15 protein-coding genes are annotated in these 17564 nt (G+C 41.9%); 10 read left to right on the top strand and 5 right to left on the bottom strand.

All coding sequences use genetic code 11. The annotated features are described in order from the left end of the window. The first annotated feature begins 479 nt into the window (after positions 1-479). Positions 480-1031 (top strand): adenylate kinase, encoded by a 552-nt coding sequence (locus tag FTV37_RS02585; RefSeq protein ID WP_180062968.1) that lies wholly within the window; start codon positions 480-482, stop codon positions 1029-1031. A gap of 109 nt (positions 1032-1140) precedes the next feature. Then, complete coding sequence (locus tag FTV37_RS02590) at positions 1141-1353, top strand: hypothetical protein (RefSeq protein ID WP_111884721.1); 213 nt, start codon at positions 1141-1143, stop codon at positions 1351-1353. An 85-nt stretch (positions 1354-1438) separates the two neighbouring features. Here FTV37_RS02590 and FTV37_RS02595 read toward each other — a convergent pair whose 3' ends face one another. After that, a complete protein-coding gene (locus tag FTV37_RS02595) occupies positions 1439-2467 on the bottom strand; it encodes a hypothetical protein (RefSeq protein WP_180062969.1) in 1029 nt (342 codons plus the stop codon). Positions 2468-2626: 159 nt separating this feature from the next. Between FTV37_RS02595 and pheS the strand changes: the two genes are divergently transcribed. The 3 genes from pheS to FTV37_RS02610 all read left to right on the top strand — a co-directional run bounded on the left by pheS (position 2627) and on the right by FTV37_RS02610 (position 6412). Next, complete coding sequence (gene pheS / locus FTV37_RS02600) at positions 2627-3607, top strand: phenylalanine--tRNA ligase subunit alpha (protein WP_180025964.1); 981 nt, start codon at positions 2627-2629, stop codon at positions 3605-3607. Positions 3608-3722: 115 nt separating this feature from the next. Further along, the gene (gene pheT, locus FTV37_RS02605) at positions 3723-6119 is read left to right on the top strand and encodes a phenylalanine--tRNA ligase subunit beta (RefSeq protein WP_373683555.1); all 2397 of its coding nucleotides are present in this window, start codon (positions 3723-3725) and stop codon (positions 6117-6119) included. After that, positions 6116-6412 carry an integration host factor subunit alpha gene (locus FTV37_RS02610; protein ID WP_004649746.1) on the top strand — a complete coding sequence of 99 codons (297 nt, stop codon included), beginning with the start codon at positions 6116-6118 and terminating at the stop codon, positions 6410-6412. Before pheT ends, FTV37_RS02610 begins: the two co-directional genes overlap by 4 nt. A 282-nt stretch (positions 6413-6694) precedes the next feature. Here FTV37_RS02610 and FTV37_RS02615 read toward each other — a convergent pair whose 3' ends face one another. The 3 genes from FTV37_RS02615 to trxA form a co-directional block, all read right to left on the bottom strand. After that, complete coding sequence (locus FTV37_RS02615) at positions 6695-6940, bottom strand: hypothetical protein (protein ID WP_180062971.1); 246 nt, start codon at positions 6938-6940, stop codon at positions 6695-6697. A gap of 412 nt (positions 6941-7352) precedes the next feature. Continuing rightward, complete coding sequence (gene rho / locus FTV37_RS02620) at positions 7353-8621, bottom strand: transcription termination factor Rho (protein ID WP_067731074.1); 1269 nt, start codon at positions 8619-8621, stop codon at positions 7353-7355. Positions 8622-8944: 323 nt separating this feature from the next. After that, the gene (gene trxA, locus FTV37_RS02625) at positions 8945-9271 is read right to left on the bottom strand and encodes a thioredoxin (RefSeq protein WP_078189572.1); all 327 of its coding nucleotides are present in this window, start codon (positions 9269-9271) and stop codon (positions 8945-8947) included. A gap of 266 nt (positions 9272-9537) precedes the next feature. Here trxA and ppx point away from each other — a divergent pair, with 266 nt between their 5' ends. Genes ppx through FTV37_RS02650 form a run of 5 tightly spaced genes read left to right on the top strand, consistent with a single transcriptional unit; the run spans position 9538 to position 14647 of the window. Next, a complete protein-coding gene (ppx, locus tag FTV37_RS02630) occupies positions 9538-11058 on the top strand; it encodes an exopolyphosphatase (RefSeq protein WP_078189571.1) in 1521 nt (506 codons plus the stop codon). A gap of 33 nt (positions 11059-11091) precedes the next feature. Next, complete coding sequence (locus FTV37_RS02635) at positions 11092-11916, top strand: acetyl-CoA carboxylase carboxyltransferase subunit alpha (protein WP_078189570.1); 825 nt, start codon at positions 11092-11094, stop codon at positions 11914-11916. Next, positions 11853-13229: a tRNA lysidine(34) synthetase TilS gene (gene tilS, locus FTV37_RS02640; RefSeq protein WP_180062972.1), complete on the top strand. Its 1377-nt coding sequence runs from the start codon at positions 11853-11855 to the stop codon at positions 13227-13229. The genes FTV37_RS02635 and tilS overlap by 64 nt, the downstream gene beginning before the upstream one ends. Then, positions 13226-14056 (top strand): pyrroline-5-carboxylate reductase, encoded by an 831-nt coding sequence (gene proC, locus FTV37_RS02645; protein WP_180050196.1) that lies wholly within the window; start codon positions 13226-13228, stop codon positions 14054-14056. The genes tilS and proC overlap by 4 nt, the downstream gene beginning before the upstream one ends. A 27-nt stretch (positions 14057-14083) precedes the next feature. Next, on the top strand, positions 14084-14647 hold the full coding sequence (locus FTV37_RS02650; protein ID WP_078189567.1) for a YggT family protein: 564 nt from the start codon (positions 14084-14086) through the stop codon (positions 14645-14647). A gap of 148 nt (positions 14648-14795) precedes the next feature. Here the strand turns inward: FTV37_RS02650 and polA are convergent, their stop codons facing one another. Beyond that, complete coding sequence (gene polA / locus FTV37_RS02655; RefSeq protein ID WP_180062973.1) at positions 14796-17561, bottom strand: DNA polymerase I; 2766 nt, start codon at positions 17559-17561, stop codon at positions 14796-14798. Between the last annotated feature and the right edge of the window lie 3 nt (positions 17562-17564).

Consider the following 17564-nt stretch of genomic DNA (forward strand, 5'->3'; position numbering starts at 1 on the left):
ATATCTGAAAATGAATAGGCTAGGTAGGTGCTGCGCCCCGAGCCACGGTTTGTGCGTATTATGTCGTGATTTCAATGTTTAGCTTCGATCTTGTTGCTTGGCCGGTTTGTTTAATGCTCAGTTGAAGGCCCGCACATGCACACGGTGCTTTTCGCTCAGAACGGGAAGGTATTTATATTGCGCATGTTCATCATAATTGCGGGCAGAATTAATTCATTCATCTGGGGACAGCTAGAATCTGTTTTTTTATAAGGCGTGCAGATAGGGGGGACGGCCATAAATGAATGGATAAATACCAACTGAAAAATTATTGGATCAATATAGTCTGTGAAAAGTGTGTTTTTATACTGCAATTGAACCTGACTTTATCAATATCGATGCAGATCTTTTGGATTATCGTGAAGAATAAAAGTTAACCTACAGATCCAATGCTGTTATCTTGAAGTAGATTCACCAGACTCAAGTAGATCATCATGACAATGAAAAGAATAAACGTAGTCGGTACATCGGCCACTGGAAAATCAACCTTTTCCAGAGCTTTGGCGGACAAAATAGGGCTGCATTATATTGAACTAGATAACCTATTTTGGCTGGATGATTGGCAAGAATGTCCTGATGAGATCTTTTTTGCACGTATTGAAGCTGAAACCGCTAAAGCGAAAAATGGTTATGTTATTGATGGCAATTATACTCGGGCGATTCCTGTTAAATGGTCTGAAATAGATACGGTGATATGGTTAGACCTTCCGTTTCCAGTCAATTTATACCGCTCTGTAAAGCGCGCATTTTCTCGGGCTAAGTCCAAACAAGATCTTTGGCCAGATTCAAATAATCAGGAAAGTTTGTGGCGGATGTTTGGTCGAGATTCCATTGTCTGGTGGATGATTAAGACCCATAAAAAGAATCGTGAAAAATATCTACAGATGATGAATGCACCTGAATATCAACATATTCAATGGATTCGTTTAAAGTCTGCAAATGCAGTTGATGCATTTTTAGAACAATTGGACTCTTATGTTTTTGATGTTTAAGTTTTGATGTTTATCAATAAAAAGTGCAGCCAAGTTACAGAAATAATCTTTATACCAAGCTTTGCGCCATGCCTAATGTATGGATAGAAAAGAACAAAAGGAAAATAAAATGTTGGCTGAAATAGTTGGTATGGGTCAAGGTAGCATTACTGTAGAGCTCGAAATGATTCCCCGCAAAGGTGAGGCAGTCAAAATCATGTATGGTGCAGACGCAGAGCTTGAGGGGGAAGTAGTCTCTGTCAGTCATTATATTAATCAACATGCCGATCAGCATCGCGTTCGATTAGAAATTCGTCCGTTTAATTATTTAACGACCTCATAATTTTGAGGTCATTCATACATAAGCATGTTTATAAAAAAAGCCCTTCTATGAGAAGGGCTTTTTAATGTTGATCACATTTATACAGTTAAAGTCCGAAGTAATAAGCCAATAAGCAAATCACTACCGTAATAATAATTAAGGTAATCACTCCACCTGCACCGGGTTTATGGGGCGGGTTAGGCGTGTGTGCATGCTGAGGATTTGATTTTCTTTGCTCAGTTTTAAATCCATCCAGAGGAGAGCTTTCGACCACAGGAGTTAAACGTGCAGTTTTATAGTGATTGGCGACTTTTACGATAAATTTAGCCGTTAAATCTTCAGTTTTTTGAGCAAAATGGCGCAAATTTAACTGTTCTTCAGGTGTATAGATGCTGCCATCTGCATGATAGGGATGCTGAATTTTAGACTGAATGTGGCGGTTTAATGCATCTAAGCGATGCAAGCTGTCATGTGCAAAATCCGCTTGTGCATCCGTTGGCAAGAGTGCAAGTTTTGTAGATTCATTCGATTCGCTGCTTAGATCAAGCTGCGTACCATAATAAGGTGTGCCCAACACCTCCGGCTCAATAAAACCTTCCGCAGGTTTTTGTAAAAATAATTCTGCTTCAGTGAAGTTATGAATATCATCCCATTTTGGTAACTGCATATCTGCTTCGATGCGTTTAATGAGTTTATGGTTCAGCTCATAGCGCCAAAAAGTTTCTCGACGAATTTGTAGTTGTTGGGATGCCGGTGCTTCATAGTCATTTTCTGCGTTATACCACTCGGCAAGTTCTTTACCAAAAATCCATGCCTGCTTTTTATTTTGTTCATGGCTCACAATAAAATGAGCAAAGGGAAGAAGTTCAACGTTAGCATTCGGATTTTGTTCATCATTCAGCAAGCTAGAGCTATGTAAACTTAAGCGTTGTACCCCTTGTTTTTTTAAGCCCTCTAGCCAAATTTGGAAATGTTGAGCCAATAAATGCTGTGAAAGCAAATCACGAAAATGGAAACTGTGCTGATCAAAAATGTGGTGATTCAACCAACGTTGAAAACTCAAACCTTGGTTGAGAAATTCATTGCCATAAGTGACGAGTGTGAGCTGTTGTTTCCAGATTGGATCGAGTGCCATAAAGATTGGATCCCATTGATATTGTGTTTATCTTATACTTTTTTTAAAACTTGATGCTAATGCAATTTTAACTTGTGAATGCGCTTCATCATAACGGCTAAAAACTGTTAGAATAAGGGGTTTATATTATTTTTTTAAATTGTTGCTTTGAGAGTTACTATGTCACTGGAAGCCCTGACCACTGAAGCGCTCGCTGCGATTGCAGCAGCAGAGGACCTTGCTACACTCGACCAAGTGCGAGTGCAATTTACAGGGAAGAAAAGCCAGCTCGCGGAACAATCGAAGTCGCTCGGTAAAATGGACCCAGAAGAACGTAAAGTTTTTGGTGCTCAAATTCATGCCGTTCGTGAATCGATTACTGGCGCACTGACTGCTCGTCAAGCTGAATTACAAAAAGCTGCATTAGAACAAAAGCTTGCTAGCGAAACGGTTGATATTACTTTGCCCGGCCGTGGTCAAACGGTTGGTAGCATTCACCCTGTGACTCAAGTTCAAGAACGTATTTGCCAATTCTTTACCAAAGCTGGCTTTACTGTTGCGACCGGTCCAGAAGTTGAAGATGATTATCACAACTTTGAAGCATTGAACATTCCGGGTCATCACCCTGCACGTGCGATGCACGACACTTTCTATTTTGATGCGAATCATTTACTTCGTACGCATACCTCAGGCGTGCAAATTCGTACGATGGAAAATCAGCAGCCTCCAATCCGTATTGTGTGTCCTGGTCGTGTTTATCGCTGTGACTCGGACCAAACGCATTCACCAATGTTCCATCAAATCGAAGGTTTGTATGTGGCTGAAAACACCAGCTTTGCAGAACTTAAAGGTTTGTTAGTGAACTTGCTAAATGAATTCTTTGAAAAAGATTTGAAAGTACGTTTCCGTCCATCTTATTTCCCATTTACAGAGCCAAGTGCGGAAGTGGATATCATGGATGAACGTGGTAAATGGTTGGAAGTTTTGGGCTGCGGTATGGTGCATCCAAACGTTTTACAAGCCGCTGGCATTGACCCAGAAAAATACAAAGGCTTTGCCTTCGGTTTAGGTGTAGAGCGTTTTGCAATGTTGCGTTATGGCATTAATGACCTGCGTATGTTCTACCAAAATGATGTGCGTTTCTTACGCCAATTTGCTTAAACAGTTTTATACCTCTCCCTAACCTCTCCTAAAAGGAGAGGGGTTGTCCATCATGACTTAGGGTTCGTCCTCTTTCTTTAAAAGGACGCTAGAGAGGATTAGAAATTTAGAATTAATAGGTTTTTATACAATGAAAATTAGCGAAAATTGGTTGCGTACATGGGTTAACCCAGCCATTGATAGCGATACACTTTCTGACCAACTGACCATGTTAGGTTTAGAAGTTGATGATTTATCTCCTGCTGCAAAACCATTTACTGGTGTAGTAGTCGGTGAAGTTTTAACAGTGGTTCAACATCCCGATGCTGACCGTTTACGTGTCACTACTGTAAACATCGGTTCAGGCGAGCCGTTACAAATCGTTTGTGGTGCTCCAAACGTGCGTGTAGGCATGAAAGCTCCTGTAGCAACCATTGGTGCAGTACTTCCGGGCGATTTCAAAATCAAAAAAGGCAAGCTTCGTGGTGTTGAATCACAAGGCATGCTGTGCGGTGCGTCTGAAATTGATCTTGAAGACAAAATCGACGGTCTATTAGAGCTTCCTGCCGATGCACCTGTTGGTGTAAATGTGCGTGAATATTTAGATCTTGATGACAATGTGATTGATATCAGCATCACGCCAAACCGTGGTGACTGCTTCAGTATTCGTGGTATTGCACGTGAAATTGGTGTGATTAACCAACTCCCTGTGACTGCACCATTGATTACAGAAGTGGCTGCAACAATTACTGATGAGAAGAAAGTTGTTGTTGAAACTGATGGTTGCCCACGCTATTTAGGTCGAGTGATCAAAAACGTTAATACCAAAGCACCAACTCCTGAGTGGATGGAGCGTGCATTAGCTCGTGCAGGCATTCGTCAGCACAGTATTTTGGTCGATATTACCAACTACGTTTTAATGGAATTGGGTCAACCTTTACATGCATTCGATGGTGGTAAAGTTCAAGGTTCAGTTCGTGTACGCCAAGCAACAGCAGCAGAAAAATTAACGTTGTTGAATGAACAAGAAGTTGAATTATCTGAAAACGTGATGGTGATTGCGGATGATCAAAAAGCTTTGGCGATTGCAGGAATCATGGGTGGCCTAAGTTCAGCGGTTTCTGACGATACCACTGAAATTTTCCTTGAGTCGGCGTTCTTTGATCAACTCTATATCGCAGGTCGTGCACGTAGTTTTGGTTTGCATACCGATGCATCTCAGCGTTATGAACGCGGTGTAGACTTTGAATTGCCGATGACAGCAATGCACCGTGCTTCTCAGCTTATCGCTGATTTAGCTGGTGGTGAGTTTGGTCCAATTACTGTTGCTGAAAAAGTAGAGCTATTACCAAAACGTGAAGCCATTGAACTGAACCAAGCGCAAGTCGATCAACTCCTCGGTTATAAAGTTGAATCTGCATTTATTACCGATGCTTTAACGCGTTTGGGTTGTAATGTCACTGTGAAAGCAGAAGGTGAGTGGACAGTTGTACCACCATCACACCGTTTTGACATGGCAATTTATCAAGACCTCATCGAAGAAGTTGCACGTATTCACGGTTACGACAATATTCAAATCAGCTTGCCGGTGATTGATGTCAAACTGGCGAAATACCAAGACCAATTTGAATTGGTTCAGTTACGTCAAACTGCAGTGGCTTTGGGTTATCAAGAAGCAATTAGCTTTAGCTTTGCTGATGCGAAACTTGAGAAACAATTGAATCCACAGGTTCAACCACTAGCGCTTGCAAACCCGATTTCTAGTGATCTTGCAGTGATGCGTTCAACCTTATTATCAAGTTTGATCCCATGTGTGCAATACAACGTGAACCGTCAACAAAACCGTGTGCGTTTCTATGAGCTTGGTCTACGTTTTGATTATCAAGGTGCGAACAGCATTCATGATCTCAAACAGATCCCAACATTTGCACTGGTTGCAACAGGTTCGCGTACGACTGAATCTTGGCATGGTAAAGCACAGCCAATGGGTTTCTTTGACTTTAAAGGCGATGTAGAAGAGATTTTAAATTCTGCACGTTTAAATGTTGAATATGTACGTTCAGAACGTACGTGGTTGCATCCAGGCCAATCTGCTGAAATCTTAGTCAATGGTCAATCAATTGGTTACTTCGGTCGTTTACACCCATCTTTAGAAGATGAGTTGGATTTGGCGACAACTTGGGTAGCTGAATTGGATCAATCGGCTGTTTTGCAAACTTATGTATCTAATTTTACAGAATTATCACGTTTTCCGTCGGTTCGACGTGATATTGCGCTTTTAATTAGTGATAAGATTAATGTTAGTGAAATTCAGCAACTTATCGAAAAAACCGGCGGTGAGCTTTTAGACGCAGTTTGGTTATTCGATGTGTACACTGGTCAAGGTGTCGAAGAAGGCAAGCGCTCATTGGCATTTGCAATTCAATGGCAACATCCAACACGTACATTAGAAGATGCTGAAATCAAAACCGGTATGGATAACATACTTCAGGTGTTGGAAAACACTTACCAGGCGACATTGAGGGCTTCATGACAGCATTAACAAAAGCAGAAATGGCTGATCATTTAAGTGAGCTCACGAGTTTAAACCGTCGTGAAGCAAAACAAATGGTCGAGTTATTCTTCGATGAGATTAGCCAAGCGCTAATCTCTGGGGAACAAGTTAAACTCTCTGGTTTCGGTAACTTCGAGTTGCGTGATAAACGTCAACGCCCAGGCCGTAACCCGAAAACGGGTGAAGAAATTCCGATTTCTGCCCGTCGTGTAGTGACCTTCCGTGCGGGACAAAAATTCCGTCAACGTGTTGGAAATGAGCAGATCGATTGATCTGCTTTTTTTTGCCTTTGATTTAGAAGGCGCAGTGTTCATCATCTATCGCACAAGTCAGGTTGAAGAATATTCGTTTTAAGGTGAGACGATATATTTGAGTTGAGTTATCGTAGAGATTGATTGTGGCTTTCCTTTAGCTAAATCTTCAGTTTTTATTTTTCAATAAGCATGGGTTTAGTATTTTGAATATTAGCTCTTTTTATGAACTAGGGTTTAAAGTTTGAGGCAATAAAAAAGAGAGCCAAAGAGCTCTCTTTTTGTGCTGAATAATCGGTTAGATTATTGAGCTTCAGAAGCAGCAGCAGTAGCTTCAGAAGCAGCAACTGTAGCTTCAGAAGCAGCAGCAGTAGCTTCAGAAGCAGCAGCAGAAGCTTCAACAGCAGCAGCGTCAGATGCAGCAACTACTTCAGAAGCAGCAGCTTCAGATGCAGCAGCAGGAGCAGCTTCTTCAGTTTTTTTAGCACAACCAACGAAAGCTAAAGTAGTAGCAACTGCAGCAGCAATAGCGATTTTTTTGAATAACATGGCATCACTCTCTAAAATATGAGATTAAAAAATAACCTGCGTTAGTCTGTTGTGTGCTTTTATTATGCCTAATTTGAATAGGTATTAAAAATGCATAGAGCAGTCTAACTGGTCTGCGTGTATGCTATCACTGAGTATTTTGAAATGCTACTAGTGACTTTGAAAAAACCGTTAAAAATAGGTGAAAAACGGCCATTTTTTAACAGAAAATAACAATTAAGAGAAAGTTTTATATTGGCGAAATAGCAAATAAACTACTAAAAAGAATAGGGTTTTTTAAAATATATTTTTTATAATCATAAACTTGAAAATAAGTTTACATGGAAATCCATCAAATGTTTCTTTGTGTAACTAAAGTCAACCAAATAAAAAGGCCATCGTTATAGATGGCCTTTTCAGTCAAACATTCAACTTAGTTGGATGCTTTACGTTTCATTTGATCGAAGAAATCATCATTGGTTTTGGTTTCTTTCATACGATCAAGCAAGAATTCCATCGCTGCAAGTTCGTCTTGTGTATGAAGCAATTTACGTAAAATCCAAACTTTACGTAGGTTATCTTCAGACATCAAACGCTCTTCACGACGTGTACCTGATTTTTTGATGTTCATCGCAGGGAACACGCGTTTTTCAGCAATACGACGGTCTAGGGTAATTTCTTGGTTACCTGTACCTTTGAATTCTTCGTAGATCACTTCATCCATCTTACTGCCAGTTTCAATCAACGCAGTTGAGATAATTGTCAGTGAACCACCTTCTTCGATATTACGTGCTGCACCGAAGAAACGTTTTGGACGTTCTAAAGCATGGGCATCCACACCACCAGTAAGAACTTTACCAGATGAAGGGATTACAGTGTTGTAAGCACGTGCTAAACGAGTAATTGAGTCAAGCAAAATCACTACATCTTTTTTGTGTTCTACAAGACGTTTCGCTTTTTCAATTACCATCTCTGCAACTTGTACGTGACGAGCTGGTGATTCATCGAATGTTGAAGCAACTACTTCACCACGAACAGTACGTTCCATTTCTGTTACTTCTTCAGGACGTTCGTCAATTAGAAGGACAATCAAGAAACATTCAGGATTGTTACGAACAATCGACTGAGCGATGTTTTGTAACAACATGGTTTTACCCGCTTTTGGCGGTGCAACGATAATTGAACGTTGACCTTTACCAATCGGAGCAACCAAGTCAACGACACGCGCAGTTAAGTCTTCTGTTGTACCATTACCTAATTCCATTACCAATTGTTCGGTTGGAAATAAAGGTGTTAAGTTTTCGAAAAGAATCTTATTACGTGAGTTTTCGGGTGTGTCGTAGTTAATTTGATTAACTTTTAATAATGCAAAGTAACGTTCGCCTTCTTTAGGTGGACGAATCGTACCTGTAATAGTGTCACCAGTACGAAGGTTGAAGCGACGGATTTGTGATGGGCTCACATAGATATCGTCAGGGCCGGCTAGGTAAGAACCCGCTGCAGAGCGTAAGAAACCAAAGCCGTCCGACAGAATTTCTAGAACGCCATCACCAAAAATCTCTTCGCCGTTCATTGCGTGGCGCTTTAAGATGGCAAAAATAATATCTTGCTTACGGTTACGAGCCATTCCTTCGAGGCCCATAAACTCGGCAATCTTGATGAGTTCGCCAATCGGTTTTTTCTTGAGTTCGGTTAAGTTCATAGGTGGTCAGATAGAATCTAAAATTCTGAGGTACAGGTTGGAAAAGGGAGCAACAAATGTGCCGCGATCATGCAAGAAACGATAGCAATTGGTTTGCACAAAACAATTCAGAGATCTGATTCGTTATATGAAGAGAGATGTGAAAAACAATTCTGTTGCCGAGCGGCATTTTATGTGTTGTGTTGTAAGAAAATGACAGGATTTGAGATCCTTAATTTCTTGAGTAAACAATATAAGAGATAACACAGCATTTGTCAATTTATCAACCAAAAAAATACGCTGTGTAAAACAGCGTATTTTCGAGTGTTTTTATCGAAAAAATATTAGATGTTTTCTTCGATGAAAGCTGTCAATTTAGATTTTGGTGCGGCACCGACTTGGGTTGCTACAACTTCGCCGTTTTTAAACATTAATAATGCAGGAATGTTACGGATGTTGTAGTTTACAGCTGTTTGTTCGCAAGAAGTTACGTCTACTTTAACGATTTTAACTTTGCCTTCAAACTCAGTTGAAAGTACTTCAAGTACAGGTGCAATGGCTTTACAAGGAGCACACCAACCTGCCCAGAAATCTACAAGTACAGGAGTATCAGACTCTAGTACGTCAGCTTGGAAGTTTGCATCAGTTGTATTTACGATATTGCCAGACATGGATTTTGCTCCGGATTTAATTTTTAAGTTGACTCTATGCTTATAAGTATTACATAGCCAACTATAACAATGTAGGGGGTTATGTAAATTTTCGACCTGAATGGTCAGTTTGTCTAATGGATGATCACGATGCCGATGATCGTGTATGACTATCATTGCTTCAGATAAAAAAACGATAAGTTCCGTTCGAACTGCTCATAAATGGCTTTTAAATTGCATGTATGTGAATTAATCTAAGCACAATTCTGAACAGGTTTTTTTGAATAATGTCTGATTTTTTGATTGATGAAGAATTACTTGCTGCTATCGATATGGGATCGAACAGCTTCCACTTGGCTATCGCACGCGTAGACCATGGTGAAGTGAAAAAAGTTGCATCAATGTCAGAAAAAGTACAGCTTGCCGCAGGTCTAGACGAAAATAAAAATTTGACTGAAGCCGCACAGCAACGAGGATTAGCCTGCCTAGCACGTTTTGTGGGGCGTTTAAATCCTGTACAAGCTAACCGTTTACGTATTGTGGCGACTAATGCCTTGCGTCAAGCAAAAAATGGTCATGAATTTATCCAAAAAGCCGCTGAAATTTTACCAAAACCAATTGAAATCATTGCTGGTCGTGAAGAAGCCCGTCTCATTTATTTAGGGGTTTCACATACTATGGCAAATAGTGGTCGCCGCCTTGTGATTGATATCGGTGGGGGTTCAACAGAGTTGATTATTGGTGAAGAGTTTGAACCGATTCATACAGAATCTGTGCAAATGGGCTGTGTCGCTTTTACCAAAGCGTTTTTTGCTGATGGTGAAATTAACCTGAAAAGTTTTGATAAAGCGGTAAATGCTGCTCGCAAGGAAATTGCAGGTATTGCTAACACTTATAAAGCTGCGGGCTGGGATACTGTTGTCGGTTCAAGCGGTACGATCAAAGCGTGTCGTCAGATTTGTGTCAATATGGGCTGGAGTAACGATCAGGAAGAACTGACACGTGACGGTCTATTTAAACTCAAAGATAAATTGCTTAAATATAAGCATGTCAATGAAATGGAATTTGATGGTCTAAAAGAAGACCGTCGAGCAGTTTTGCCAGCCGGTATTGCCATTTTATATGCCGTCTTTGATGTGCTGAATATCGATAAATTGGTCTATTCGGATGGCGCATTACGTGAAGGCGTGATGTATGACCTCTTGGGTCGTTTCCAACATGAAGATGTTCGAGATCGTTCTGTACATGCATTGATGGGGCGCTACAACGCAGATGTAAAACAAGCTGAGCGTGTGGTAAATACCGCGCAACAACTGTTTAATGGTGTGGCGACCGCACTGAATTTGACCAGTGATGACAGTGATTTACTGCGTCGTGCCGCGTATTTGCATGAAATTGGTTTAGCGATTAGTCATAGTGGTTACCATCGTCATGGTGCCTATTTGTTGCAACATTCGGATATTCCGGGTTTCTCGCAAATTGATCAAAACCATTTGTCACATTTAGTGGCGCATCATCGTCGTAAGTTACGCAGTGATGCACGTGTCGATGTGATGAAAGTCGGTGGTAACAAACTTGTTTACTTATGTCTATTGCTTCGTTTAGCAGTTTTATTAAATCATAGTCGCAGCGATGAGATGCTTCCTGCCATTGAATTAAGCGTGGACAATGCGCAACAATGGCAACTTAGTGTTTCTGGTGATGCCAAACAGTGGCCTTTGTTGGTTGCAGACTTGCATGATGAGCAAGTGCAATTTAAGCATTGGGATATTGAACTGAATATCCAGTCGGAACAATTTATCAATTAACAGACCAGTTAAGTTAGGGATAATGATCGACCTATGAAAAATAAAGCAGCTCAATCTAAAGCCTGGACTACGGTTCAGATCGCACGTCATCCTGAACGTCCGCAGTTTTTGGATTATGTTGGCGAAATTTTTACAGAGTTCGATGCTTTGCACGGTGACCGCCTATTTGGTGATGACGGAGCGATGATTGGTGGTTTGGCTCGTTTAGATGGTCAGCCTGTGATGATTGTAGGTCAGCACCGTGGTCGTAGTACACGTGAAAAATTACAACATAATTTTGGTATGAGTAACCCCGAAGGTTACCGTAAAGCACAGCGTTTATTGGATATGGCCGAGCGTTTTAATCTGCCAGTCTTTACCTTTATTGATACCATGGGTGCGTACCCTGGCGTAGGTGCAGAAGAGCGTGGTCAGGCCGAAGCGATTGCAACCAGCTTAGCTCAGCTTTCTTCACTCAAAGTGCCTGTAGTGGCAACGGTATTGGGTGAAGGTGGTTCGGGTGGTGCGCTCGGTATTGGCGTGGCTGACCGTGTGATTATGCTATCTCACAGTATTTATTCAGTGATTTCACCTGAAGGCTGTGCATCTATTTTGTGGAAAACTGCAGAGAAAGCAGAACAAGCAAGTGAAGCATTGGCATTGACGGCAGATAAATTGCAGAAGATGGGCATTGTGGAATACGTGGTGGACGAAGCGGAAGGCGCACATTTAAACCCTGAAAAAGTCATGCAGGATTTGAAAGTGGTCTTGAAGCAAGCTTTAGAAGAACTGCAACCAATGGATGCAAACGAACGATGCGAAGCGCGTTATCAGCGTTTAATGAAGTTTGGCAGCGACAATTTAGGGCTGACTGCTTAAGTCAAATTCAGGCGCTGCCTGAACAAAGCCGATTTTTAATAGGATGTAGTGGTGGCATGGATTCCATGTTGCTGCTGCATCTTATGTCGTTTTTGTGCCCTGAAAAAATACGGGTGATTTATATTGATCACCAACTACAAGCGTGTAGTCATGCTTGGGGCGAGTTTGTACGCGCTCAGTGTGCAGCGCTGAATCTTCCATTCATCATACAAAAAGTCCAGGTTGCGCAAGGTAACCTTGAAAATCAAGCACGCTCGGCCCGCTATCAAGCCTTTGCTCAACATTTACAAGCAGATGAAATATTGGTACTCGCACATCATCAGCAAGATCAGGCGGAGACATTGATGTTGCGGCTACTTTCAGGTGCTGGTGTCCATGGCCTTGCTGCGATGAAAAAATTCGATGTACGTGAAGATTTTACATTATGGCGTCCGCTATTAGATCTTTCACGTGAGCAAATTTGCCAATGGGCAGCACAGCTGCATGTGCAAAATATTCAAGACCTCACCAATTTTGATACCGACTATGACCGTGCGTGGAGTCGTGAAATTTTGTGGCCGTTACTCAGCGATCGATTTCCTAAAATGCAGCAAGCCTTGAGTCGAACCAGTTATTTGATGCAAGATGCTGATGAAATTTTATATGAGGTGTTGCAGCAAGATTTAGCGGCCTGTGGTTCATCGCAAATGTTATCTTTGGCGGCTTTACAACAGCTCAGTCAGGCACGTCAGCGTCAGTTGTTATCGCACTGGATGAAAGGTGAGGGGCAATATCGTCCAAGTTTTGAAATGGTACAGCGTTTATTTTCAGAAGTGATTGGCTCACGCGAAGACTCGCAAGCGGCATTACACTGGAATGGATTTTACTATCTGCGCTTTCAACAGCAACTTCATCGGATTGCCAAAGCGGAATATCTGCCAACTGAACCCATTCAAGAGGTTGCGGTTGTAACTTGTGTTGCAGGTCAGTGCCACAAGTTGCCTGCCGGACATTTTGTGATTCAACCCTCAGAGGTTGGCTTATCACCTGAATTATTGGGGCAGCAACTGCAGATTCGCCCACGTCTTGGCGGCGAAAAAATTCATTTGTATGGTCGTGTCGGAAGTTGGCCGTTGAAAAAAGCCATTCAGCAGGCGCAAATTTTTCCATGGCAGCGTCATACTATTCAAATATTAAGCCGAGATAATGTTATGCTAGGCGTCTTTACGCCTCAGGGCTTTTGGTTGGCACAGTCTGAATTTTGTACTCAAGCTGGCTGGCAACCGACATTATCTCTTAACGCTAAATCTGCAATATCGGATCTTCAATCATGAGCGCAATTCTAAATTGTAATATTAGTTTCATTGGTGGCGGTAACATGGCACAGGCTTTAATTGGTGGCCTGATTGCACGTGGTGTCCCGACTACACGTATTACAGTTTCAGATCCCGTAGAAAAAGTACGTGAGCTTTTGGCTGAAAAAGATTTGCATGTGACCGATGATAATGTTGCAGCAATTCGAGAAGCTGACATTGTTCTTTTTGCCGTTAAACCTCAGGTGTTGGCAAAAGTTTTGGCACCATTACAAGGGTTGCTAGAAGGGAAGTTGGTGATTTCAATTGTTGCAGGTGCAGAAATTGCAACGATTTCAAAACTATTAGGCACAGAGCGTATTGTTCGTGTCATGCCAAACACACCTGCTTTAGTTCAAACCGGTGCGCATGGTTTGTATGCAGGTGAAGCGGTTTCGGCTGAAGATCGTGATCTTGCAAGTCAAGTTTTGGCTTCAACGGGTTTAACACTTTGGGTAAACTCAGAAGCTCAGATTGATGCAGTTACAGCTGTTTCTGGCTCAGGTCCTGCATACTTTTTCTATATGATGGAAAGTATGATCCGTGCAGGTAAAAACATGGGTTTGGATGAAAAAGTGGCTACAGCACTAACCTTGCAAACTGCATTGGGCGCTGCACAAATGGCGATTACCAGTGCCAACAGTCCTGCGGAGTTACGTAAAAATGTAACCTCTCCAAACGGTACCACACAAGCTGCGATTGAAGTATTTGATCGTGCTCAAATTTCACAAAATATTCAGGCCGCTTTAGCCGCAGCGCAAAAGCGTAGCCAAGAGTTGGCACAAGAGTTAAGCGAAAGCACCAAATAATTCGATTTGATTTAGGAAAGTTCAAGTATGGGCTCTGCTCAAATTTTTGGAATCATTATTAACGTTGCAATTTTGCTCGTATTTTTCCGTTTTTTAATGCAGCTTGCTGCCGTGAGTCCATATAACCCTGTGGTTTTGGCAACAGCAAAAGCAACAAAAATTGTCGATATCTTTAGCCGAATCTTCCCAACTTTGGCCAAAGGTCGAGTCAATACCGCAGCTTTGGTGTTGGTGGTGATTCTGTATTTGTTAAAAATGTTTGGTTTGATGTATTTGTCTGGCGTGGCAGTGAATAGTCCATTCCATCTGATCATTATGACCTTTGTGACCATGATTCAGGATTTAATCCGTTTCTGTCGTTACTTAATTTTTGCATCGATTATTTTGAGTTGGGTGGTGATGTTTAGTCAGTCACGTTCACCTTATATTGAAGTGGTTCAAGAATTGGCAGAACCGCTACTTGCACCATTCCGTCGTATTCTTCCAAATATGGGGATGATTGACTTGTCGCCAATTTTTGCGATTTTGGCATTGTTGGTTGCGGAAACTATTATGAAGCAAGTCGCAATTGCATTATTGACTGGTCTTTAATCTGAGCTAAGACGAGTTAAATTAAAAAGGACGCCGAGGCGTCCTTTTTTTGTGGATTTAAATTGAGGTATAAAACAATAAATATCTACGAGGAGATATCTCACCTCCATCCCAACCTTCCTCCTAGAGGGAGAAAGGCGTGAATGAATTAGTGCGCTTCGTCCCAGTTATTGCCTTGACCCACTTCCACAATCAGTGGAACGGAAATTTTCAACACAGACTGCATCACTTCAGTCAGTTGTGCAGAGAGTTCATCGGCAATTGCAGCATCAACTTCAAACACCAATTCATCGTGTACTTGCAGTAACATTTTGGCTTGATCTTTAGGTAAGATTTTATCGACGGCAATCATGGCCAGTTTAATGATATCCGCCGCAGAACCTTGTAGCGGCGCATTAATCGCTGCACGTTCAGCGCCTTGTTTCACCATTTTGTTGCTCGCCATAATGTCTGGTGTATACAGACGACGACCTAAAATGGTTTCAACAAAACCTTGTTCACGTGCGACTTGGCGAGTGCGTTCCATATATTCCAAAACACCTGGGTAACGTTGGAAGTATTTACCAATATAGTTACGTGATTCTTCACGAGTGAAACCCAACTGACGAGTCAAACCGAATTCTGACATGCCATAGAGCAGACCGAAGTTCACCGCTTTGGCTTGACGACGTTGGTTGCTGGTCACTTCGTCGAGTGGAATACCCAAAACTTCTGCCGCAGTCCGTTTATGTACGTCTTGTCCATGATTGAAGGCATCGACCAATGCATGATCTTGCGAGAAGTGCGCCATTAAACGTAATTCGATTTGCGAGTAATCGGCTGCCAATAAAATGCGACCTTCAGGTGCAATAAAGGCTTTACGGATTTGGCGCCCAATATCTTCACGGACAGGAATGTTCTGTAAGTTTGGATCTGTGGATGACAGACGACCTGTAGCCGTTAAAGCTTGGTGATAACTGGTATGTACACGATGTGTGTCATTATTCACTTGCTTTAACAGACCATCGGTATAAGTGCTTTTGAGTTTAGAGAGACCACGATATTCCAAAATTAAGTCGGTAATCGGGTGGTCGATTTTTTCTAAGACACTTTCACTGGTACTGTACTGACCTGTAGAGGTCTTCTTACCGCCTTTTAAACCTAATTTATCAAACAGAATCTCACCCACTTGTTTTGGTGAGCTGACATTGAAGCTTTGACCCGCAAGATCGGTAATTTCTGTTTCTAAATTTTGAATGGTATTGGCAAATTCCACACCGAGTTGGTCGAGGAAGTTCATATCTAGCTCAATGCCGTTTTCTTCCATAGAGGTTAGAACACGGGCAACCGGCATTTCAATATTGTGCAAAATATTGATCAGTTCCGGATGGGCTTGTAACTTTTTATCGAGTACTTCATACAGACGATAGGTCACATGGGCATCTTCTGCGGCATAATGGGCTGCCGTTTCGAGCTCAATTTGGTTAAAGGTCTTTTGTTTTGCACCTTTGCCCGCCACTTGTTCGAACGTCGTTGTGAGATGACTTAAATACAAACGCGCGACGTCATCCATTCCATGACGAGTTGCCACAGAGTTGAGGACATAAGAGGCTAACATGGTATCGAAATACCAACCTGCCAAATGAATACCATGATTTTCTAAGACATGTGCATCATATTTGAGATGATGACCAATTTTTTGTACGTCATTATCTTCAAGTAAAGGTTTGAGTTGATTCAGAATTGTGTCGCGATCAAGTTGTTGCGGCGCACCTTCATAATCATGCGCAAGCGGCACGTAATAGGCATCATGTGCATCTAAAGCTACTGAGAAACCCACAATCTGTGCCACGCGGTAATCGAGGCTAGTGGTTTCAGTATCAAAGGCAAAACGCTTTTCAGTACTTAGACGTTTAAATAACACATCCCAATCTTCTTGGGTCAATACCGTGTGATAACGTGCTTCACCAAGTAAGTCATCAACACTGGTTTTGTCCGCTTGATCTTCCACTTCGGGTGCATTGGCTACAGTCGCCGTGGTGTTGATGGCTTTGGCTGCTTGTTTGTAGGTTGCACCATTTGGGTTGTTCGGATGATCTAATGACTGCAGTTGGTTACGGAATTCTAGTTCAGTATATAAATCACGAAGAGCTGGAATATTTGGATCAGCAAGTTTCAAATCTTCGTATTTAAGGCCCATGTCGAGGTCGCAAACAATGCTCGCCAGTTGGTGGTCAAGAGTAATCCCTTCGACATTGTCCTTAATGTTTTGACCGACTTTACCTTTAATACTGTCAACATTTTCTAAAATGCCGCCAATCGAACCGTACTCGGTTAAAAGTTTTGCTGCTGTTTTTGCGCCAACACCAGGTACACCACGGATACCATCAGAGGCGTCGCCCATCAATGTTAGGTAGTCAATGATTTGATTCGGCCACACCCCAAATTTTTCAAAAACGCCTTGAACGTCCATCGGTTTATCTTTGAAGCTGTCTTCTAAAGTGACACGCTCAGTAACGAGCTGCGCCATGTCCTTGTCACCAGTGGAGATTAAAACTTGATGACCGGCTGCTTCAGCGCGTTTGGCTAAAGTTCCGATAATGTCATCGGCTTCAGCACCCGGCAACATATGCAGCGGAATCCCTAGAGCACGAATTAATGCATGAAGATATGGAATTTGTTGTGATAATTCTTCAGGCATGCTTGGACGGTCACCTTTATAAATCGGGGACAATTCATGACGGAAGGTTGGTTCAGGTGTATCGAAAATAACGGCCATATGCGTCGGTTGAATACGACGCATTAATTTTTGGATGGCAGAAATGGCACCTCGGATTGCATTGGTATGCAAACCGGTTGAAGTGGTTAATGGTGGCAGTGCATGGTAAGCACGAAATAAAAAGTATGAGCCATCGACCAAGACAAATGGTGGCATTGA

Source organism: Acinetobacter sp. YH16042 (assembly GCF_013417245.1).
Taxonomy (GTDB): domain Bacteria; phylum Pseudomonadota; class Gammaproteobacteria; order Pseudomonadales; family Moraxellaceae; genus Acinetobacter; species Acinetobacter amyesii.

Coding starts and splice junctions, on each gene's coding strand:
- FTV37_RS02585 (WP_180062968.1), top strand. CDS start 480: ATGAAAAGAATAAACGTAGTCGGTACATCGGCCACTGGAAAATCAACC.
- FTV37_RS02590 (WP_111884721.1), top strand. CDS start 1,141: ATGTTGGCTGAAATAGTTGGTATGGGTCAAGGTAGCATTACTGTAGAG.
- FTV37_RS02595 (WP_180062969.1), bottom strand. CDS start 2,467: ATGGCACTCGATCCAATCTGGAAACAACAGCTCACACTCGTCACTTAT.
- pheS (WP_180025964.1), top strand. CDS start 2,627: ATGTCACTGGAAGCCCTGACCACTGAAGCGCTCGCTGCGATTGCAGCA.
- FTV37_RS02610 (WP_004649746.1), top strand. CDS start 6,116: ATGACAGCATTAACAAAAGCAGAAATGGCTGATCATTTAAGTGAGCTC.
- FTV37_RS02615 (WP_180062971.1), bottom strand. CDS start 6,940: ATGTTATTCAAAAAAATCGCTATTGCTGCTGCAGTTGCTACTACTTTA.
- rho (WP_067731074.1), bottom strand. CDS start 8,621: ATGAACTTAACCGAACTCAAGAAAAAACCGATTGGCGAACTCATCAAG.
- trxA (WP_078189572.1), bottom strand. CDS start 9,271: ATGTCTGGCAATATCGTAAATACAACTGATGCAAACTTCCAAGCTGAC.
- ppx (WP_078189571.1), top strand. CDS start 9,538: ATGTCTGATTTTTTGATTGATGAAGAATTACTTGCTGCTATCGATATG.
- FTV37_RS02635 (WP_078189570.1), top strand. CDS start 11,092: ATGAAAAATAAAGCAGCTCAATCTAAAGCCTGGACTACGGTTCAGATC.
- tilS (WP_180062972.1), top strand. CDS start 11,853: ATGCGAAGCGCGTTATCAGCGTTTAATGAAGTTTGGCAGCGACAATTT.
- proC (WP_180050196.1), top strand. CDS start 13,226: ATGAGCGCAATTCTAAATTGTAATATTAGTTTCATTGGTGGCGGTAAC.
- FTV37_RS02650 (WP_078189567.1), top strand. CDS start 14,084: ATGGGCTCTGCTCAAATTTTTGGAATCATTATTAACGTTGCAATTTTG.
- polA (WP_180062973.1), bottom strand. CDS start 17,561: ATGCCACCATTTGTCTTGGTCGATGGCTCATACTTTTTATTTCGTGCT.